The sequence below is a fragment of the Pseudomonas sp. CDFA 610 genome (genome assembly GCF_021147865.1).
Lineage (GTDB): Bacteria > Pseudomonadota > Gammaproteobacteria > Pseudomonadales > Pseudomonadaceae > Aquipseudomonas > Aquipseudomonas alliivorans.
In genome coordinates this window covers 135,300-155,620 of record NZ_JAGTPM010000005.1, presented here as the reverse complement: position 1 = coordinate 155,620, position 20,321 = coordinate 135,300, and the positions used below count along the sequence as shown (strand labels likewise).

At 57.3% G+C, this 20,321-nt stretch carries 20 protein-coding genes; all 20 read left to right on the top strand.

Annotated elements, in window-relative coordinates; translation table 11 throughout:
- Nucleotides 1-14: 14 nt before the first annotated feature.
- On the top strand, nucleotides 15-416 hold the full coding sequence (gene rnpA / locus KDX39_RS10700) for a ribonuclease P protein component (RefSeq protein WP_004882450.1): 402 nt from the start codon (nucleotides 15-17) through the stop codon (nucleotides 414-416).
- Nucleotides 409-654, top strand: coding sequence for a membrane protein insertion efficiency factor YidD (yidD, locus tag KDX39_RS10695; RefSeq protein ID WP_004882449.1), 246 nt, complete (start codon nucleotides 409-411; stop codon nucleotides 652-654). The genes rnpA and yidD overlap by 8 nt, the downstream gene beginning before the upstream one ends.
- Before the next feature lie 2 nt (nucleotides 655-656).
- Nucleotides 657-2,342, top strand: coding sequence for a membrane protein insertase YidC (gene yidC / locus KDX39_RS10690; RefSeq protein ID WP_231660346.1), 1,686 nt, complete (start codon nucleotides 657-659; stop codon nucleotides 2,340-2,342).
- 78 nt (nucleotides 2,343-2,420) lie between these two features.
- The gene (gene mnmE, locus KDX39_RS10685) at nucleotides 2,421-3,791 is read left to right on the top strand and encodes a tRNA uridine-5-carboxymethylaminomethyl(34) synthesis GTPase MnmE (protein WP_231660345.1); all 1,371 of its coding nucleotides are present in this window, start codon (nucleotides 2,421-2,423) and stop codon (nucleotides 3,789-3,791) included.
- A 667-nt stretch (nucleotides 3,792-4,458) separates the two neighbouring features.
- On the top strand, nucleotides 4,459-6,351 hold the full coding sequence (mnmG, locus tag KDX39_RS10680) for a tRNA uridine-5-carboxymethylaminomethyl(34) synthesis enzyme MnmG (RefSeq protein WP_231660343.1): 1,893 nt from the start codon (nucleotides 4,459-4,461) through the stop codon (nucleotides 6,349-6,351).
- A complete protein-coding gene (gene rsmG / locus KDX39_RS10675) occupies nucleotides 6,348-7,004 on the top strand; it encodes a 16S rRNA (guanine(527)-N(7))-methyltransferase RsmG (protein ID WP_210073619.1) in 657 nt (218 codons plus the stop codon). The genes mnmG and rsmG overlap by 4 nt, the downstream gene beginning before the upstream one ends.
- A gap of 18 nt (nucleotides 7,005-7,022) precedes the next feature.
- Complete coding sequence (locus KDX39_RS10670; RefSeq protein ID WP_083184967.1) at nucleotides 7,023-7,814, top strand: ParA family protein; 792 nt, start codon at nucleotides 7,023-7,025, stop codon at nucleotides 7,812-7,814.
- A 9-nt stretch (nucleotides 7,815-7,823) separates the two neighbouring features.
- Complete coding sequence (locus KDX39_RS10665) at nucleotides 7,824-8,696, top strand: ParB/RepB/Spo0J family partition protein (RefSeq protein ID WP_231660341.1); 873 nt, start codon at nucleotides 7,824-7,826, stop codon at nucleotides 8,694-8,696.
- 146 nt (nucleotides 8,697-8,842) lie between these two features.
- Nucleotides 8,843-9,250 (top strand): F0F1 ATP synthase subunit I, encoded by a 408-nt coding sequence (locus KDX39_RS10660; protein ID WP_004882442.1) that lies wholly within the window; start codon nucleotides 8,843-8,845, stop codon nucleotides 9,248-9,250.
- A 16-nt stretch (nucleotides 9,251-9,266) separates the two neighbouring features.
- Nucleotides 9,267-10,136: a F0F1 ATP synthase subunit A gene (atpB, locus tag KDX39_RS10655; protein ID WP_004882441.1), complete on the top strand. Its 870-nt coding sequence runs from the start codon at nucleotides 9,267-9,269 to the stop codon at nucleotides 10,134-10,136.
- Nucleotides 10,137-10,275: 139 nt separating this feature from the next.
- Nucleotides 10,276-10,533 carry a F0F1 ATP synthase subunit C gene (atpE, locus tag KDX39_RS10650; RefSeq protein WP_002555987.1) on the top strand — a complete coding sequence of 86 codons (258 nt, stop codon included), beginning with the start codon at nucleotides 10,276-10,278 and terminating at the stop codon, nucleotides 10,531-10,533.
- A 57-nt stretch (nucleotides 10,534-10,590) separates the two neighbouring features.
- Nucleotides 10,591-11,061 carry a F0F1 ATP synthase subunit B gene (locus KDX39_RS10645; RefSeq protein ID WP_004882440.1) on the top strand — a complete coding sequence of 157 codons (471 nt, stop codon included), beginning with the start codon at nucleotides 10,591-10,593 and terminating at the stop codon, nucleotides 11,059-11,061.
- A 12-nt stretch (nucleotides 11,062-11,073) separates the two neighbouring features.
- On the top strand, nucleotides 11,074-11,610 hold the full coding sequence (locus tag KDX39_RS10640; RefSeq protein ID WP_004882439.1) for a F0F1 ATP synthase subunit delta: 537 nt from the start codon (nucleotides 11,074-11,076) through the stop codon (nucleotides 11,608-11,610).
- Nucleotides 11,611-11,631: 21 nt separating this feature from the next.
- On the top strand, nucleotides 11,632-13,176 hold the full coding sequence (gene atpA, locus KDX39_RS10635; protein WP_025996048.1) for a F0F1 ATP synthase subunit alpha: 1,545 nt from the start codon (nucleotides 11,632-11,634) through the stop codon (nucleotides 13,174-13,176).
- A gap of 50 nt (nucleotides 13,177-13,226) precedes the next feature.
- Nucleotides 13,227-14,087 (top strand): F0F1 ATP synthase subunit gamma, encoded by an 861-nt coding sequence (gene atpG, locus KDX39_RS10630; protein WP_004882437.1) that lies wholly within the window; start codon nucleotides 13,227-13,229, stop codon nucleotides 14,085-14,087.
- 27 nt (nucleotides 14,088-14,114) lie between these two features.
- Nucleotides 14,115-15,494, top strand: coding sequence for a F0F1 ATP synthase subunit beta (gene atpD, locus KDX39_RS10625; protein WP_025996049.1), 1,380 nt, complete (start codon nucleotides 14,115-14,117; stop codon nucleotides 15,492-15,494).
- A 44-nt stretch (nucleotides 15,495-15,538) separates the two neighbouring features.
- Nucleotides 15,539-15,964: a F0F1 ATP synthase subunit epsilon gene (locus tag KDX39_RS10620; RefSeq protein ID WP_004882435.1), complete on the top strand. Its 426-nt coding sequence runs from the start codon at nucleotides 15,539-15,541 to the stop codon at nucleotides 15,962-15,964.
- Between the two features lie 120 nt (nucleotides 15,965-16,084).
- Nucleotides 16,085-17,452 carry a bifunctional UDP-N-acetylglucosamine diphosphorylase/glucosamine-1-phosphate N-acetyltransferase GlmU gene (glmU, locus tag KDX39_RS10615; protein WP_231660339.1) on the top strand — a complete coding sequence of 456 codons (1,368 nt, stop codon included), beginning with the start codon at nucleotides 16,085-16,087 and terminating at the stop codon, nucleotides 17,450-17,452.
- Between the two features lie 145 nt (nucleotides 17,453-17,597).
- Nucleotides 17,598-18,365, top strand: coding sequence for a DeoR/GlpR family DNA-binding transcription regulator (locus KDX39_RS10610; protein WP_184322456.1), 768 nt, complete (start codon nucleotides 17,598-17,600; stop codon nucleotides 18,363-18,365).
- Nucleotides 18,366-18,374: 9 nt separating this feature from the next.
- Nucleotides 18,375-20,210 carry a glutamine--fructose-6-phosphate transaminase (isomerizing) gene (gene glmS / locus KDX39_RS10605; protein ID WP_231660337.1) on the top strand — a complete coding sequence of 612 codons (1,836 nt, stop codon included), beginning with the start codon at nucleotides 18,375-18,377 and terminating at the stop codon, nucleotides 20,208-20,210.
- Nucleotides 20,211-20,321 lie beyond the last annotated feature (111 nt).

Sequence of the window (20,321 nt, the reverse complement as noted above, 5' to 3'; positions counted from 1 at the left end):
AATCGGCACAGGAGGTGAGTCGAGACTTCAGTCGGGAAAAGCGTTTGCTGACTCCCCGGCATTTCAAGGCAGTCTTTGACTCCCCTACCGGCAAGGTTCCGGGGAAAAATCTCCTGCTCCTTGCGCGCAACAACGACCTCGATCATCCCCGCCTGGGGCTGGTTATAGGTAAAAAGAGCGTCAAGCTCTCCGTTCAGCGCAATCGTTTGAAACGCCTGATGCGCGAATCATTTCGCCAACACCAAGACAGCTTGGTCGGTTGGGATATCGTTATCGTCGCGCGTAAAGGTTTGGGTGATGTAGAAAACCCTGAACTGATTCAGCATTTCGGCAAACTGTGGAAACGTCTGGCACGCAGCCAACCTGCTCCGCAGACAAAAACCGAACCTGCAGGGGTGGACAGTCCCGATGCGTAAACTGGCACTCGTTCCGATCCAGTTTTATCGCTATGCCATTAGCCCGCTGATGGCCAGTCACTGTCGTTTCTACCCCAGTTGCTCCTGCTACGCGTATGAAGCCATCGATAATCATGGCCTTTTGCGCGGCGGCTGGCTGGCAATGCGCCGCCTGGGTCGCTGTCATCCGTGGAATCCCGGTGGTTATGACCCGGTTCCACCTGTCCCCACCTCCCGTTCTTCTTCGATGGCCGAGTAATCATGGATATTAAACGCACGATCCTGATCGTCGCCCTGGCAATCGTGACCTACGTCGGGGTTCTGAAATGGAACCAGGACTACGGTCAGGCAGCCATGCCGACCCAGAATGTTGCAGCCAGCAACACCGCACCGGGTATTCCGGATACGGCTGCTGGTAATAATGGTTCCGCCAGCGCTGATGTTCCAAGCGCGAACGCAACCAATGCCGCGGCTCCTCTTGAAACTCCGGCCGTAGCCAGCAAAGACCTGATTCAGGTCAAGACCGACGTGCTCGATCTGGCGATCGATCCGGTGGGTGGTGACGTGGTTCAGCTTCGTCTGCCTCTTTATCCACGTCGTCAGGACCGTCCTGAAGTACCGTTTCAGCTGTTCGACAACGGTGGCGAGCGTACTTTTCTGGCCCAAAGTGGCCTGACGGGTACCAACGGTCCCGATGCTCGTGCCGCCGGTCGTCCGGTTTACACGTCCGCTCAGAAGACTTATCAACTGGCTGATGGCCAGAACGATATGGTCGTGGACCTGAAGTTCTCGGAAAACGGCATCAATTACATCAAGCGCTTCACATTCAAACGTGGCCTTTACGACCTGGTCGTGACCTACATTGTTGATAACCAGAGCGCTCAGCCTTGGGCTGGTAACCTGTTCGCACAATTGAAGCGTGACGCCAGTTCCGATCCATCGTCGACCACGGCTACCGGTACCGCCACCTATCTGGGTGCGGCACTGTGGACAGCTGCAGAGCCCTACAAAAAAGTGTCGATGAAAGATATCGACAAGGGTCAGGTCAAGGAAACAGTTCAAGGTGGCTGGGTTGCCTGGTTGCAACACTACTTTGTGACGGCGTGGATCCCTGATCACAACGCGGCAAACCTGGTTCAGACTCGCAAAGACAGCCAGGGCAACTACATCATCGGCTTCACCAGCCCGACGTTGACCGTTGCTCCGGGCGCCAAAGGCGAGGCGACCGCGACCTTGTATGCAGGTCCGAAAAGCCAGGCGGTACTCAAAGAGTTATCCCCAGGTCTGGAACTGACTGTCGACTATGGCTTCCTGTGGTTCATTGCCCAGCCTATCTTCTGGCTGCTGCAACACATCCACGCAATTCTCGGGAACTGGGGCTGGTCGATCATTGTTCTGACCATGCTGATCAAGGGCCTGTTCTTCCCGCTCTCCGCAGCCAGCTACAAATCCATGGCACGCATGCGCGCCGTGGCTCCGAAGCTGGCCTTGCTGAAGGAACAACATGGCGATGATCGCCAGAAAATGTCCCAGGCGATGATGGAGTTGTACAAGAAAGAGAAGATCAACCCGCTGGGTGGATGCTTGCCGATTCTTGTACAGATGCCGGTTTTCCTGTCGCTGTACTGGGTACTGCTGGAAAGCGTGGAAATGCGTCAGGCTCCATGGATTCTGTGGATAACCGACCTGTCGATCAAGGACCCGTTCTTCATCCTGCCGATCATCATGGGCGCGACCATGTTCATTCAGCAGCGTCTGAACCCGACTCCTCCGGATCCGATGCAGGCCAAGGTCATGAAAATGATGCCAATCATCTTCACGTTCTTCTTCCTGTGGTTCCCTGCCGGTCTGGTTCTGTACTGGGTTGTGAACAACACCCTGTCGATCGCTCAGCAGGCGTACATCACTCGCAAGATCGAAGCCGCTACCAAGAAAGCAGCTGCCTGATCTAACCTGTGAATAAGTTTTACAAAGCGCCCCCTCGTGGGGCGTTTTGCTATCTGTCAGTTGTCCAGGAGCCGGACCATGAACGTCCCTCGTGAAACCATCGCTGCCATCGCCACTGCTCAAGGTCGTGGTGGCGTCGGCATTGTCCGTATTTCAGGTCCGCTGGCCAGCAAAGCGGCGCAGGCAATAATCGGGCGTGAGCCCAAACCGCGTTATGCCCATTACGGACCGTTCGCAGATGCATCTGGCCAGACACTGGACGAAGGTATCGCACTGTTCTTCCCTGGCCCCAACTCCTTTACCGGCGAAGATGTTCTGGAACTGCAGGGCCACGGTGGTCCGATCGTGCTCGATATGTTGCTGCAGCGCTGCCTGGAATTGGGCAGCCGTCTGGCCCGCCCAGGTGAATTCAGCGAGCGTGCATTTCTCAACGACAAGCTGGACCTGGCACAGGCTGAAGCGATTGCCGATCTGATTGAGGCAAGTTCTGCACAGGCTGCCCGCAATGCATTGCGCTCGTTACAGGGTGCTTTTTCCCAACGTGTGGATAAGTTGACCGAGAAACTGATCGGTCTGCGAATTTACGTGGAGGCGGCAATCGACTTTCCGGAAGAGGAAATCGACTTTCTTGCCGATGGCCATGTACTGAGCATGCTCGACGAAGTGCGTGCCGAGTTATCCACAGTATTGCGCGAAGCCGGGCAGGGTGCATTGCTGCGCGACGGCATGACCGTGGTCATTGCTGGCAGACCAAACGCAGGCAAATCCAGTCTGCTCAACGCACTGGCTGGACGTGAGGCTGCGATCGTCACCGAGATCGCCGGCACTACTCGCGATGTATTGCGTGAACATATCCACATCGACGGAATGCCATTGCACGTGGTGGACACCGCTGGCTTGCGGGACACACAGGATCAGGTCGAAATGATCGGTGTACAACGTGCGCTCAAGGCGATTGGTGAAGCGGACAGGATCCTGTTGGTGGTGGATGCCACAGCACCGGAAGCGAATGATCCCTTTGCCCTGTGGCCTGAGTTTCTGAAAGAGCGGCCGGACCCGGCCAAGGTCACATTGATTCGGAACAAGTCAGACTTGAGCGGCGACCTCACAGGTCTGGAAACCAGCCCGGACGGCCATGTCACCATCAGCCTGAGCGCGAAGGACGGTGGTGAAGGACTGGAACTTCTGCGTGAACATCTAAAAGCGTGCATGGGGTATGAACAGACGTCCGAAAGCAGCTTCAGCGCCCGTCGGCGTCACCTTGAAGCCCTGCGCCATGCCAGTGACTCCCTTGAGCACGGCAGGGCACAATTGACGCTTGCCGGCGCTGGAGAGCTGTTGGCGGAGGATTTGCGCCAGGCTCAGCAGTCGCTGGGTGAAATCACCGGTGCTTTCAGCTCCGATGACCTGCTCGGCAGGATCTTTTCCAGCTTCTGCATCGGAAAATAGTCCCTCAACAACAGATGCTTCTCATCTGACAGTGTCAGGCAACCAGCTTTCTCACCCCTGAGTCAGTCTGAGGGGACGGCAACCGTCCCTGCTGCCTGTTGATAACCCTCCTCCACACTACCAAAACGTCCCCCGTCGCATTGCCTGATCATGATTCCTGTAGCCGGCGATTGGTCGCTTCGATACACAACGCGCCTCGAGATGCCCTCTCTGTGACGATCAGGCAGCCCCTTTTTGACCGATCAGCCTTCGACAGAACTCTGATTTCATCATTTTCCGCAAAATAAGCCCTGTGCATAACCACGCTTCAGCTCGGTTGATAACCGGGCCTGAAACCTGAAGATAAACCCGCCTGTGGACAAAGTACACTTTAATCCACAGGCTCAGGACAGTTATCCCAACCTCTCACTGGCACATGACCACAGACTTTTGATTCTCTGTACACAACGAAAATAAAGGCCTGTAGCAATCTATCCACAGATAAGGTGCTCAGTAAGAATAAACATAAAAACAAGGCTTTATAAACTTTCTTTCCTTTTTATTTTCTTTATTCGCGAGTTTTCCACAGCTGGTTAAATTTTGTGCAACGGGTTTCATTCAGGTGGGGTAAGTCCCTATACTTGTCAGCTATCCCAATTTCCCATCGACAACAGGCACGAGGTGCGTGGTGGATTTCCCTTCCCGTTTTGAAGTGATCGTCATCGGTGGCGGTCATGCCGGTACCGAGGCCGCACTTGCGTCGGCACGCATGGGTGTCAAAACCCTGCTGTTGACGCATAACGTGGAAACCCTCGGCCAGATGAGCTGCAACCCTGCGATTGGCGGCATTGGCAAAAGTCACCTGGTCAAGGAAATCGACGCCCTCGGCGGTGCGATGGCCATGGCCACTGACAAGGGCGGCATTCAGTTCCGCGTGTTGAACAGCCGTAAAGGCCCGGCCGTACGGGCGACCCGTGCCCAGGCAGACCGTGTTCTGTACAAGGCCGCTATTCGCGAAACGCTCGAAAACCAGGCGAACCTGTGGATATTTCAGCAATCCTGCGATGACCTGATCGTTGAACAGGATCAGGTCCGCGGTGTAGTGACGCAGATGGGCCTGCGCTTCATGGCCGATTCCGTTGTATTGACCACCGGCACGTTTCTGGGCGGTCTTATCCACATCGGTATGCAGAATTATTCGGGTGGCCGTGCAGGTGATCCGCCGTCCATCGCGCTTGCACGTCGTCTGCGCGAATTGCCATTGCGGGTAGGCCGGCTGAAAACAGGCACGCCGCCGCGCATCGATGGTCGTTCTGTGGATTTTTCGGTAATGACCGAACAACCGGGCGATACGCCGATTCCAGTCATGTCGTTCATGGGCTCCAAGGAACAGCACCCGTCGCAGGTGAGTTGCTGGATTACCCACACCAATGCGCGGACACACGAAATCATTGCGTCCAACCTTGATCGCTCGCCGATGTATTCCGGTGTGATCGAAGGGATCGGCCCGCGCTATTGCCCATCGATCGAAGACAAGATCCACCGCTTTGCCGACAAGGAAAGCCATCAGGTCTTCATCGAGCCGGAAGGTTTGACGACCCACGAGCTGTACCCGAACGGTATCTCCACGTCTCTGCCGTTCGACGTGCAGTTGCAGATCGTTCGTTCGATTCGCGGTATGGAGAATGCGCACATCGTTCGCCCTGGCTACGCCATCGAGTACGACTACTTCGACCCGCGCGATCTGAAGTACAGCCTCGAAACCAAGGTGATCGGCGGCCTGTTCTTCGCAGGACAGATCAACGGCACAACCGGTTACGAAGAAGCGGGTGCTCAAGGTTTGCTGGCCGGAACCAACGCGGCATTGCGGGCGCAGGGGCGTGACAGCTGGTGCCCGCGTCGTGACGAGGCGTACATCGGCGTGCTGGTCGATGACCTGATCACGCTGGGTACGCAAGAGCCTTACCGGATGTTCACATCCCGTGCCGAGTACCGTTTGATTCTCCGTGAAGACAACGCCGACCTGCGTCTGACCGAGAAAGGTCGCGAACTGGGTCTGGTCGATGATGCGCGTTGGGCTGCGTTCTGCACCAAGCGTGAAAACATCGCGCTGGAAGAACAACGTCTGAAGAGCACTTGGGTTCGTCCGGGTACTGAACAGGGCGATGCCATCGCGGCGCATTTCGGTACGCCACTGACCCATGAATACAATCTGCTCAATCTGCTGACGCGTCCGGAAATCGATTACGCCAGCCTGATCTCCCTCACCGGTGAGGGTTGCACTGATCCGCAAGTCGCCGAGCAGGTCGAGATCAAGACCAAGTACGCCGGTTACATCGATCGGCAACAGGACGAAATCGCCCGTTTGCGTGCGAGCGAGGACACGAAGCTGCCTGAAGACATCGATTACGCCGGGATTTCCGGTCTGTCGAAAGAAATTCAAAGCAAGCTGGGGATAACCCGTCCCGAAACCCTGGGGCAGGCTTCCCGCATTCCAGGTGTTACACCAGCAGCGATTTCCCTGTTGATGATTCACTTGAAAAAACGCGGCGCCGGCCGTCAGTTGGAGCAAAGCGCTTGAGTTCTATGGTCACCCCGCAACACGCCGAAGAGTTATCCACAGGCGCACGCGCTTTGGGTATCGAGCTTACTCCGGTCCAGCACGAGCAACTGCTGGCCTATCTGGCGCTTTTGATCAAGTGGAACAAGGCGTACAACCTCACGGCTGTGCGTAACCCGGACGAAATGGTGTCCCGGCATTTGCTCGACAGCCTCAGCGTGATTTCTTTCATCGACAGTGACGCCGAAGGCGAACGCTGGCTTGATGTCGGCAGCGGCGGTGGGATGCCCGGCATCCCCATGGCGATCATGTTTCCGCAGATGAACGTCTCGCTGCTGGACAGCAACGGCAAGAAGACTCGTTTTCAGACCCAGGTCAAACTGGAGCTGAAGCTGGATAACCTTGAAGTTATCCACAGTCGCGCTGAAACCTATCAGCCGGATGTACCGTTCAACGGAATCATTTCCCGTGCGTTCAGCAGTCTGGAAGACTTTGCCGGATGGACTCGCCACATGGGCGATACACAGACACGCTGGCTGGCGATGAAAGGGCTGCATCCTGCCGATGAACTGGTAGCATTGCCCACGGATTTTCACCTCGATAGCGCACAAGCCTTGACCGTTCCGGGTTGCCAAGGCCAACGCCATCTGCTGATACTGCGCCGCACGGCATGATTGGGAACACAAGCGATAATGGCTAAGGTATTCGCGATAGCGAACCAGAAAGGTGGGGTAGGCAAGACCACCACATGCATCAACCTCGCCGCGTCACTGGTCGCTACCAAACGACGCGTGCTGCTCATCGACCTCGATCCCCAGGGCAATGCGACCATGGGGAGTGGTGTGGATAAACATAACCTCGAAAACTCCGTTTACGACCTGCTGATTGGCGAATGTGACTTGGCCGAGGCCATGCAGTTTTCCGAGCACGGTGGTTATCAACTGCTTCCGGCCAACCGCGACCTGACTGCAGGCGAGGTGGTTCTGCTGGAAATGCAGATGAAGGAGAGCCGTTTGCGCAATGCGCTGGCGCCGATCCGCGAAAACTACGATTACATTCTCATCGACTGCCCACCTTCGCTGTCGATGCTCACGCTCAACGCCCTGGTGGCGTCCGATGGCGTGATTATCCCCATGCAGTGCGAGTACTTCGCACTGGAAGGTCTTAGCGACCTTGTGGATAACATCAAGCGAATCGGCGAGTTGCTCAATCCGCAACTGAAGATCGAAGGCTTGCTGCGCACGATGTACGACCCGCGTCTGAGCCTGATCAACGATGTCTCTGCTCAGCTCAAGGAACACTTTGGTGAGCAGCTGTACGACACGGTTATCCCGAGAAACATCAGGCTGGCAGAGGCGCCGAGTTTCGGCATGCCGGTGCTGGCCTACGACAAGTCTTCCCGGGGGGCGCTGGCTTATCTGGCGCTCGCCAGTGAGCTGGTTCGTCGTCAACGTCGCGGTGCGAAAACCGCTCAGCCAACCTAAGGAATTCCCATGGCCGTCAAGAAACGAGGTCTCGGACGTGGGTTGGACGCACTTCTGAGCAGTCCAACCGTCAGTACGCTGGAAGAACAGGCCATAAAGGCGCCGCCAAGCGAGTTGCAGCATGTGCCGCTGGACCTGATCCAGCGCGGCAAGTACCAGCCGCGTCGCGACATGGACCCTCAGGCGCTTGAAGAACTCGCGCAGTCAATCAAGTCCCAGGGCGTGATGCAGCCGATCGTGATTCGCCCGATTGGCGACAACCGTTTTGAAATCATTGCCGGTGAGCGTCGCTGGCGCGCCAGTCAACAGGCTGGCGTGGAGACGATTCCGGCCATGGTTCGCGATGTGCCGGACGAAACCGCCATCGCCATGGCGCTTATCGAAAACATCCAGCGCGAAGACCTCAATCCCATCGAAGAAGCGATGGCGTTGCAGCGTCTGCAGCAGGAATTCCAGCTGACTCAACAGCAGGTGGCCGATGCCGTTGGCAAGTCGCGGGTCAGCGTGGCCAACCTGTTACGACTGATTGCGCTGCCGGAAGTGATCAAGACCATGCTCTCTCACGGTGACCTGGAGATGGGGCATGCACGTGCCTTGCTCGGTCTGCCGGAAGAAAGGCAGGTCGAAGGCGCGCGACATGTTGTCGCACGCGGGCTGACTGTACGCCAGACCGAAGCATTGGTCAGGCAGTGGCTCAGCGGCAAGGAAACCCCTGCGGAACCTGCCAAGGCTGACCCCGACATCAGCCGCCTCGAGCAGCGTCTGGCCGAGCGTTTGGGGTCTGCAGTCCAGATCCGCCACGGGCAGAAGGGAAAAGGACAATTGGTGATCCGCTACAACTCGCTGGATGAGTTGCAAGGTGTGCTTGCTCACATCCGCTGAAACAATTGCTCTGTAGCGTATAGTCGGAAATCACTACCTGACTGTTGAATAGGGACTTAACCGCCCCTATACTCTGCGCGCATTTTGTCGGCACAAATTATGCCAAGTTACAGATGATGGCGACCGACAGCCAAGGAGCAAATGCGATGGAATCACGCATGCCAGACCGCTTGCCGTTTCATCGCCTGGCGGTTTTTCCGGTTTTGCTGGCTCAATTGATCGTCCTGCTGATAGCCGCGTTGGCGCTGTGGCAGTGGCGTGGAGTCGTAGCAGGATATTCGGGGCTCTGCGGAGGCCTGATAGCCTGGCTGCCCAATTTATACTTCGCTCACAAGGCATTCCGGTTTTCCGGAGCCCGAGCCGCTCAAGCCATCGTCCGGTCGTTTTACGCCGGTGAGGCGGGCAAACTTATTTTGACGGCAGTGCTTTTCGCACTGACGTTTGCAGGCGTGAAACCGCTGGCACCGCTGGCAGTTTTCGGAGTGTTCATGTTGATCCAGGTGGTCAACTGGTTCGCTCCACTGCTTACGAGAACAAGACTTTCGAGACCTTAGGGCGTTTGAGGCAACCATGGCAGAGCAAACAGCTTCGGGCTATATCCAGCACCACTTGCAGAACCTGACATTCGGGCACCTGCCCAATGGCGAATGGGGCTTTGCCCACACCGCAGCAGAAGCCAAGGAAATGGGTTTCTGGGCTTTCCACGTCGATACCCTCGGCTGGTCGGTTGCGCTGGGTCTGATTTTCGTTCTGATTTTCCGCATGGCGGCCAAGAAGGCGACTTCCGGCCAGCCGGGCGCCCTGCAGAACTTCGTTGAAGTGCTGGTCGAGTTCGTCGACGGCAGCGTGAAAGACAGCTTCCACGGTCGCAGCGCGGTCATCGCGCCACTGGCCCTGACCATTTTTGTCTGGGTATTCCTGATGAACGCCGTCGACCTGGTACCGGTTGACTGGATTCCTCAGTTGGCGATGCTGATCTCCGGCGACGAGCACATTCCATTCCGTGCCGTACCGACCACTGACCCGAACGCGACACTGGGTATGGCCCTGTCGGTTTTCGCACTGATCATTTTCTACAGCATCAAGGTCAAGGGCATCGGCGGCTTCATCGGCGAACTGACCCTGCACCCGTTCGGCAGCAAGAACATCTTCGTTCAGGCTCTGTTGATCCCGGTCAACTTCCTGCTGGAATTCGTGACGCTGGTAGCCAAACCGATTTCTCTGGCACTGCGTCTGTTCGGCAACATGTATGCTGGCGAGCTGGTATTCATCCTGATCGCCGTCATGTTCGGCAGCGGTCTGCTCTGGCTGAGCGGACTGGGTATCGTTCTGCAATGGGCATGGGCTGTGTTCCACATCCTGATCATCACCCTGCAAGCGTTCATCTTCATGATGCTGACCATCGTCTACCTGTCGATGGCTCACGAAGATAACCATTGAGATTCGCCTCCGGGCGTATCTGATGACCGTCCCGCGAACTGCGGGGCGGTGCCCGCAAGGGCTGATGTAACAAACGATTTTGCTTTACCGCTTTAATTAAAAAAACCTAACCAATACGACGTAAAAGTCGGGAGGAAAGATGGAAACTGTAGTTGGTCTAACCGCTATCGCTGTTGCACTGTTGATCGGCCTGGGCGCACTGGGTACTGCAATCGGTTTCGGCCTGTTGGGCGGCAAATTCCTGGAAGGCGCAGCGCGTCAGCCGGAAATGGTTCCAATGCTGCAAGTTAAAATGTTCATCGTAGCGGGCCTGCTCGACGCCGTGACCATGATCGGTGTTGGTATCGCTCTGTTCTTCACCTTTGCGAACCCCTTCGTTGGTCAACTCGCTGGCTGATCACTCGAATTTTCGAGTTGATTGGTGTGATGGACAACGAACGAGCGAGGTGTTGGCGTGAACATTAATGCAACCCTGATTGGCCAGTCCGTTGCGTTCTTCATTTTTGTGCTGTTCTGCATGAAGTTCGTGTGGCCTCCGGTCATCGCGGCTTTGCACGAACGTCAGAAGAAGATCGCGGATGGACTGGACGCTGCTTCCCGAGCAGCTCGCGACCTGGAGCTGGCCCAAGACAAAGTGGGTCAACAACTGCGCGAAGCTAAGGCTCAAGCAGCTGAAATCATTGAGCAAGCCAAGAAACGCGGTACTCAGATTGTCGACGAAGCCCGTGAACAGGCTCGCGTTGAAGCTGACCGTGTGAAGGCTCAGGCTCAGGCCGAGATCGAGCAGGAACTGAACGGTGTCAAAGACGCCTTGCGCGCCCAGTTGGGTAGCCTGGCAGTCAATGGTGCAGAGAAGATCCTGGGTGCCACAATCGATCAAAACGCGCACGCGGAGCTGGTTAACAAACTGGCTGCTGAAATTTAAGCGAGGGCGATCATGGCAGAACTGACCACGTTGGCCCGACCTTACGCTAAGGCGGCCTTCGAGCACGCGCAGGCCCACCAGCAACTGGCCAATTGGTCAGCCATGCTCGGCCTGGCTGCTGCGGTGTCGCAAGACGACACCATGCAGCGCATGCTCAAGGCCCCGCGACTGACGAGCGCACAAAAGGCCACCACTTTTATTGAAGTGTGTGGCGACAAGTTCGATGCCAAGGCACAGAATTTCATCCACGTCGTTGCTGAAAACGACCGTCTCCCGCTTCTGCCGGAGATCGCCGAGCTGTTCGACCTGTACAAGGCCGAGCAGGAAAAATCGGTCGATGTGGATGTCACCAGTGCTTTCGCATTGAACCAAGAACAGCAAGACAAACTCGCCAAGGTTCTCAGTGCACGGCTCGGCCGGGAAGTGCGCCTGCATGCTGCGGAGGATGCCACCCTTATCGGTGGTGTCGTAATCCGCGCCGGCGACCTGGTTATCGATGGCTCAGTTCGCGGCAAAATCGCGCAACTAGCCGAAGCATTGAAATCTTGAGTTTGAAGGGGCAGCAGAGCAATGCAGCAACTCAATCCTTCCGAAATAAGTGAAATCATCAAGGGTCGCATCGAGAAGCTCGATGTAACCTCCCAAGCCCGTAACGAAGGCACAGTCGTCAGCGTGTCTGACGGTATCGTGCGGATTCACGGTCTGGCCGACGTAATGTACGGCGAGATGATCGAGTTTCCGGACGGCGTCTACGGTATGGCGCTGAACCTTGAGCAAGACTCTGTGGGTGCCGTTGTACTGGGCGCTTACACGACTCTGGCTGAAGGCATGAGCGCTAAGTGCACTGGCCGCATCCTGGAGGTTCCGGTTGGTAAGGAACTGCTGGGTCGCGTAGTCGATGCACTGGGTAACCCAGTTGACGGCAAAGGTCCGCTGAACAACACCGAGACCGATGCGGTCGAGAAAGTTGCTCCAGGCGTGATCTGGCGTAAGTCGGTAGACCAGCCTGTACAGACTGGCTACAAGGCTGTCGATGCCATGATTCCAGTCGGCCGTGGCCAGCGTGAGCTGATCATCGGTGACCGTCAGATCGGTAAGACCGCTCTGGCCATCGACGCAATCATCAACCAGAAAGACAGCGGCATCTTCTGCGTCTACGTGGCAATTGGTCAGAAACAATCGACCATCGCCAACGTTGTTCGCAAGCTCGAAGAAAACGGCGCATTGGCTAACACCATCGTCGTGGCTGCAAGTGCTTCCGAATCCGCTGCGCTGCAATTCCTTGCACCGTACTCGGGTTGCACCATGGGTGAATTCTTCCGCGACCGCGGTGAAGACGCGCTGATCGTTTATGACGATCTCTCCAAGCAAGCAGTGGCTTACCGCCAGATTTCCCTGCTGCTGCGCCGTCCACCAGGCCGTGAAGCCTATCCGGGTGACGTGTTCTATCTCCACTCCCGTCTGCTGGAGCGCGCATCGCGTGTTTCCGAAGAATACGTAGAGAAGTTCACCAATGGCGCAGTGACCGGCAAAACCGGTTCCCTGACTGCACTGCCGATCATCGAAACCCAGGCTGGCGACGTTTCCGCGTTCGTTCCGACCAACGTGATTTCCATCACCGACGGTCAGATCTTCCTGGAATCGGCCATGTTCAACTCTGGCATCCGTCCAGCTGTGAACGCCGGTGTTTCGGTATCGCGTGTAGGTGGTGCCGCTCAGACCAAGATCATCAAGAAGCTCTCCGGTGGTATTCGTACCGCTCTGGCTCAGTACCGTGAACTGGCGGCATTCGCCCAGTTCGCTTCTGACCTGGACGAAGCGACCCGTAAGCAACTTGAGCATGGTCAGCGCGTTACCGAGCTGATGAAGCAGAAGCAATACGCACCAATGTCGATCGCTGACATGGCGCTGTCGCTGTATGCCGCTGAGCGTGGGTTCCTGACCGACATCGAAATCGCCAAGATTGGCAGCTTTGAACAAGCGCTGATTGCTTACTTCAACCGCGATCACGCCGATTTGATGGCGAAGATCAACGTGAAGGGTGACTTCAATGACGAAATCGATTCTGGCATGAAAGCCGGCATCGAGAAGTTCAAGGCCACCCAAACCTGGTAAGCCGCAGCGGGGGCCGGAAGGCTCCCGCTTGCTAACCTGATAGGTGTTACATGGCAGGCGCAAAAGAGATTCGCAGCAAGATTGCGAGCATCAAAAGCACGCAAAAGATCACCAGCGCCATGGAAAAAGTGGCGGTCAGCAAAATGCGCAAGGCTCAAATGCGCATGGCTGCTAGCCGTCCTTACGCGGATCGTATCCGCCAGGTGATTGGTCATCTTGCCAACGCTAACCCGGAATATCGCCACCCTTTCATGATCGAGCGCGAAGTAAAGCGTGTCGGTTATGTCGTGGTGAGCAGTGACCGTGGTCTGTGCGGCGGCTTGAATACCAACCTGTTCAAGGCTTTGGTCAAGGACATGGCGGTAAACCGTGAAAACGGCGTAGAGATCGATCTGTGCGTGGTTGGCAGCAAAGGTGCGGCATTTTTCCGCAACTTCGGCGGTAACGTCGTCGCTGCAATCAGCCACCTGGGCGAAGAGCCGTCGATCAATGACTTGATCGGCAGCGTCAAGGTGATGCTGGATGCCTACCTGGATGGCCGTATTGATCGCCTGTCCGTGGTATCCAACAAGTTCATCAACACCATGACGCAACAGCCAACGGTGGAGCAGTTGATTCCGCTGGTGGCAACCCCGGATCAGGAACTCAAGCACCACTGGGACTATCTCTACGAACCCGATGCCAAAGAGCTGCTCGATGGCTTGATGGTTCGCTACGTTGAGTCGCAGGTGTACCAGGCGGTGGTCGAGAACAACGCAGCTGAACAAGCGGCGCGGATGATTGCAATGAAGAACGCCACCGACAACGCCGGTGATCTGATCAGCGATTTGCAACTGATCTACAACAAGGCGCGTCAGGCAGCGATCACCCAAGAGATCTCGGAAATCGTCGGCGGCGCTGCCGCGGTTTAACGGTTCAAATATTAGAGGAACCAGCTAATGAGTAGCGGACGTATCGTTCAAATCATCGGCGCCGTGATCGACGTGGAATTTCCACGCGATAGCGTACCGAGTATCTACAACGCGCTGAAAGTACAGAGCGCGGCAGAAACCACCCTCGAAGTTCAGCAGCAGCTGGGCGACGGCGTGGTTCGTACCATTGCAATGGGCTCCACCGAGGGCTTGAAGCGTGGTCTGGAAGTAACAGACTCCGGCGCAGCCATCTCCGTACCCGTCGGTAAAGCGACTCTGGGCCGGATCATGGACGTACTGGGCAACCCGATTGACGAAGCGGGTCCGATCGCCACCGAAGAACGCTGGGGCATTCACCGTCCTGCGCCAACCTTCGCTGAGCAAGCGGGCGGCAACGATCTGCTGGAAACAGGCATCAAGGTTATCGACCTGGTCTGCCCGTTCGCCAAAGGCGGTAAAGTCGGTCTGTTCGGTGGTGCCGGTGTCGGCAAGACCGTAAACATGATGGAACTGATCCGTAACATCGCCATCGAGCACAGCGGTTATTCCGTGTTCGCCGGTGTGGGTGAGCGTACTCGTGAGGGTAACGACTTCTACCACGAGATGAAGGATTCCAACGTTCTGGACAAGGTTGCTCTGGTCTATGGCCAGATGAACGAGCCGCCGGGTAACCGTCTGCGCGTAGCCCTGACCGGCCTGACCATGGCCGAGAAGTTCCGTGACGAAGGTAACGACGTTCTGCTGTTCGTCGACAACATCTACCGTTACACACTGGCCGGTACTGAAGTATCCGCACTGCTGGGCCGTATGCCTTCTGCAGTAGGTTACCAGCCGACCCTGGCCGAAGAGATGGGTACTCTGCAAGAGCGCATCACTTCGACCAAGAACGGTTCGATCACCTCGATCCAGGCGGTATACGTACCAGCGGACGACTTGACCGACCCGTCGCCAGCGACCACGTTTGCCCACTTGGACGCAACCGTCGTACTGTCCCGTGACATCGCCTCCCTGGGTATCTACCCGGCGGTCGATCCACTCGACTCGACTTCGCGCCAGCTGGACCCGAACGTTATCGGCCAGGAACACTACGACACCGCTCGCGGCGTTCAGTACGTGTTGCAGCGTTACAAAGAGCTGAAAGACATCATCGCGATCCTGGGTATGGACGAGCTGTCGGAGACCGACAAGCAGTTGGTTAACCGTGCTCGTAAGATCCAGCGCTTCCTGTCCCAGCCTTTCTTCGTGGCAGAAGTCTTCACCGGTGCTTCGGGTAAATACGTTTCCCTGAAAGACACCATTGCTGGCTTCAAAGGCATCCTCAACGGTGACTACGACCACCTGCCAGAACAAGCGTTCTACATGGTCGGCGGCATCGAAGAAGCGATCGAGAAAGCCAAGAAACTGTAATCCCGGCGCCCGGAAACGGGCGCTAATCAGGTTGAGGCAAGCAAATGGCTATGACAGTCCATTGCGACATCGTCAGCGCGGAAGGGGAAATCTTCTCCGGTCTGGTCGAGATGGTGATTGCGCACGGTAACCTGGGTGATATCGGTATCGCTCCAGGCCACGCGCCGCTGATCACTGATCTGAAGCCGGGCCCGATCCGCTTGATCAAGCAGGGTGGGGAAGCCGAGGTGTTCTACATCTCCGGTGGTTTCCTTGAGGTTCAGCCGAACATGGTCAAGGTGCTTGCCGATACTGTGCAACGTGCTGCCGACCTGGACGAAGCCTCCGCTCAAGCAGCTGTAAAGGCTGCCGAGAAGGCCCTGAACGAGAAAGGCGCAGACTTCGACTACGGATCTGCTACTGCTCGTCTGGCCGAGGCCGCAGCCCAGCTGCGTACCGTTCAGCAAATTCGCAAGAAGTTTGGCGGCTAACCCCGCTGCTTCATGCGCGATTGAGAAAAAGGGTAGCCTCGGCTACCCTTTTTCTTTTTTCAGAATAAGCCCGTTCCCGGCTGCTGGTCTTGATGCCGCGCCGCTCAGTTGGTAGTCCTCATGTCCCTCGATATCGTTATTCTTGCTGCTGGCCAAGGTACGCGGATGCGTTCGGCCTTGCCGAAGGTGCTTCATCCCGTTGCCGGCAACTCCATGCTCGGCCATGTTATCCACAGCGCCCGGCAGTTATCCCCAGTGGGCATTCATGTGGTGATCGGTTTCGGCGCAGAGTCGGTCCGTGAGCAACTGGCTGCCGACGACCTGAATTTCGTGATGCAGGACAAGCAACTGGGCACCGGGCATGCCGTGGCACAGGCGCTGCCTGCGTTGACAGCGGACACCGTGCTGATTCTGTACGGCGATGTGCCGTTGATTGAGGTGGAGACCCTGCATCGTCTGCTCAAGCGGGTGACCCCCGAGCAACTGGGCTTGCTGACCGTTACCCTGGATGATCCGACAGGCTATGGCCGTATCGTCCGTGACGAACAGGGTCGGGTATCGGCCATCGTCGAGCACAAGGATGCCAGTGAGGCACAGCGCGCAATCAATGAGGGCAATACCGGCATTCTTGCCGTCCCTGGCAAGCGCCTGGCCGAATGGCTGGGACGGCTGTCCAACGACAACGCACAAGGCGAGTACTACCTGACAGACGTGATCGCCATGGCGGTCAATGACGGTCTGATTGTCGCCACCGAGCAGCCGCACGATGTGATGGAAGTGCAGGGCGCCAATGATCGCAAGCAGCTCTCGGATCTCGAGCGTCATTATCAGCAGCGCGAGGCGCGTCGTCTGATGGCGGCTGGTGTGACATTGCGTGATCCAGCGCGCTTTGATGTGCGCGGTGACGTCAGTGTCGGACGTGACGTGATGATCGACATCAACGTGGTGCTGGAAGGCAAAGTGGTAATCGAGGATGACGTGGTCATCGGCCCGAACTGCGTCATCAAGGACAGCACCTTGCGTAAGGGCGTAGTGGTGAAGGCCAACAGTCATATCGAAGGCGCGGTGCTGGGCGAAGGCAGCGATGCCGGACCTTTCGCACGTTTGCGTCCTGGCAGTGTGCTGGGCTCTAAGGCGCATGTGGGTAACTTTGTCGAGCTGAAGAATGCCGTGCTGGGTGAAGGTGCGAAAGTCGGGCACCTGACTTACCTGGGTGACGCCGAAGTGGGCGCACGTACCAACATCGGCGCTGGCACCATTACCTGCAACTATGATGGCGCTAACAAACACCGGACCGTGTTGGGCGCAGACGTTTTCATAGGGTCTAACAATTCGCTGGTGGCGCCTGTGGATATCCTGGACGGCGCGACCACAGCCGCAGGTTCTACCATCACCCAGGCGGTTCCCGCTCAGCAACTCGGCGTCGCCCGAGCCCGTCAGCGCAACATCGAAGGCTGGAAGCGCCCGGTGAAAATCAGGAAGGACTGAGTTATCCACATCCGGTGTCCTCCGCTGATCGTCTCCTGTCGGTCAGCGTGTGGATATCTTTCTGGTTATCTTCGACGCTTGACCAATCTTGCCAAATAGGTTTTGATTGCCTTCGTTATCTTTCGAAACGAAACTTAAGGCAGTCATGTCGAAGCGCAATACTCCTCAACGCCGTCACAACATCCTTGCCATGCTCAATGAGCAAGGCGAGGTCAGTGTGGACGATCTGGCCAGGCGCTTCGAAACATCCGAAGTTACGATTCGAAAGGATCTCGCCGCGCTCGAAGCCAACGGCCTGCTGCTGCGTCGTTACGGCGGCGCCGTCACGTTGCCGCATGAGCTGATCAGCGAGGGCGCTCAACCGGTTTCCAGATACAAACAGGCCATTGCCCGCGCTGCCGTCACCCGAATTCGCGAGCACGCCCGAATCATTGTCGACAGCGGCAGTACTACCGCAGCGTTGATCCCCGAACTGGGCGCACAGCCTGGCCTGGTGGTCATGACTAACTCGATGCACGTCGCCCGAGCCCTGACTGAGCTGGAGCACGAGCCTGTGTTGCTGATGACGGGTGGAACGTGGGACCCGCATTCCGAATCCTTCCAGGGGCAGGTCGCCGAACAGGTGCTGCGCTCCTACGATTTCGATCAATTGTTCATCGGTGCCGACGGGATCGATCTGATCCGTGGCACCACGACCTTCAACGAATTACTGGGCCTGAGCCGCGTCATGGCCGAAGTCGCCCGGGAAGTCGTGGTGATGGTCGAAGCCGACAAGGTCGGCCGCAAGATCCCCAATCTGGAGCTGCCCTGGAGCAGTATCCACACCCTTATTACCGATGATCGTCTGCCCACCGAGGCGCGCGACCAGATACAGGCCCGCGGCATCAATCTGATTTGTGCCGCTGTCAGCTAGGAGAGAACCATGTGTGGAATCGTTGGCGCAGTCGCCGAACGTAATATCACGGCCATTTTGCTCGAAGGCCTGAAGCGTCTTGAATACCGCGGCTATGACAGCGCAGGCGTGGCCGTTTTCAGTAACGAAGGCACGCTTGAGCGTCGCCGTCGTTCGGGCAAGGTCAGCGAGCTCGAGCAGGCACTGGCCGGCGAGCCTCTGGTCGGTCGTCTGGGCATTGCCCACACCCGTTGGGCCACCCACGGTGCGCCGTGCGAGCGAAACGCCCATCCCCATTTCTCGGCCAACGAGCTGGCAGTTGTCCACAACGGCATCATCGAAAACCATGAAGCCCTTCGCGAGCAGCTCAAGGCTTTGGGCTATGTGTTCTCGTCCGATACCGATACCGAAGTCATCGTTCACCTGTTGCATCACAGGCTGAAGGACACGCCGGATCTGGCGACTGCCCTGAAATCTGCGGTCAAGGAACTGCACGGTGCTTACGGACTGGCAGTGATCAGCGCTGCACAACCGGATCGTCTGCTGGCGGCACGTAGCGGCAGTCCGTTGGTGATCGGCATGGGCCTGGGCGAGAACTTCCTCGCCTCCGACCAGCTTGCCTTGCGTCAGGTCACTGACCGCTTCATGTACCTGGAAGAGGGTGATATCGCCGAAATCCGCCGCGACAGCGTGCAGATCTGGAGCGTGGACGGTCTGCCGGTCGAGCGTGAGGTCGTGCAATACCATGAAGGTGCCGAAGCGGCTGACAAAGGCGAGTACCGCCACTTCATGCTCAAGGAGATCCATGAGCAGCCCAAGGTCGTGCAGCGCACGCTCGAAGGTCGTCTCGGCCAGCAACAGGTGCTGGTCCATGCCTTTGGTCCACAGGCCGCCGAGCTGTTCGCCAAGGTACGCAACGTGCAGATCGTGGCGTGCGGTACCAGCTATCACGCCGGTATGGTTGCGCGTTACTGGCTCGAAGGTCTGGCCGGAATTCCATGTCAGGTCGAAGTCGCCAGCGAATTCCGCTATCGCAAGGTCGTGGTCCAGCCGGATACCCTGTTCGTTTCGATCTCCCAGTCCGGCGAAACCGCCGACACCCTGGCCGCACTGCGCAACGCCAAGGAACTGGGCTTCCTGGCCAGCCTCGCGATCTGCAACGTGGGCATCAGCTCACTGGTGCGTGAATCCGACCTGACCCTGCTCACCCAGGCCGGACCGGAAATCGGCGTCGCCTCCACCAAGGCATTCACCACCCAACTGGTTGCCCTGTTGCTGCTGACCCTGTCGCTGGGGCAGGTCAAAGGCTCACTGGAAGCGGGCGTCGAAGCGCAACTCGTCGACGAACTGCGCCGTCTGCCAACCCGCCTGGGCGAAGCACTGGCGATGGACACCACCGTCGAGAAAGTCGCCGAGCTGTTTGCCGAGAAGCACCACACCCTGTTCCTCGGTCGCGGCGCGCAGTTCCCGGTCGCCATGGAGGGTGCACTCAAGCTCAAGGAAATCTCCTACATCCACGCCGAAGCCTACCCGGCCGGCGAACTGAAACACGGCCCGCTGGCGCTGGTCGACGCCGACATGCCTGTGGTCACCGTCGCGCCGAACAACGAACTGCTGGAAAAACTCAAATCCAACCTGCAGGAAGTCCGTGCACGTGGCGGGGAACTGGTGGTGTTCGCTGACGAACAGGCAGGCATGAAAAACGGTGAAGGCACTCACGTTGTCGCCATGCCACACATCATCGATGCCCTGGCACCGATTCTGTACACCATCCCGTTGCAGCTGCTTTCGTACTACGTGGCGGTGTTGAAGGGCACGGATGTGGATCAGCCAAGGAACCTGGCGAAGTCGGTGACGGTGGAGTAGTTATCCACAACGTTAGCTTGTGGTGAAGCTACGAAATAAAGTCTGTCGCTGGCGCCTCCGAACTTTACGGTCGAGTAGCCGGTGACGCTTTTTCCGGGCCACCGTGCTCGG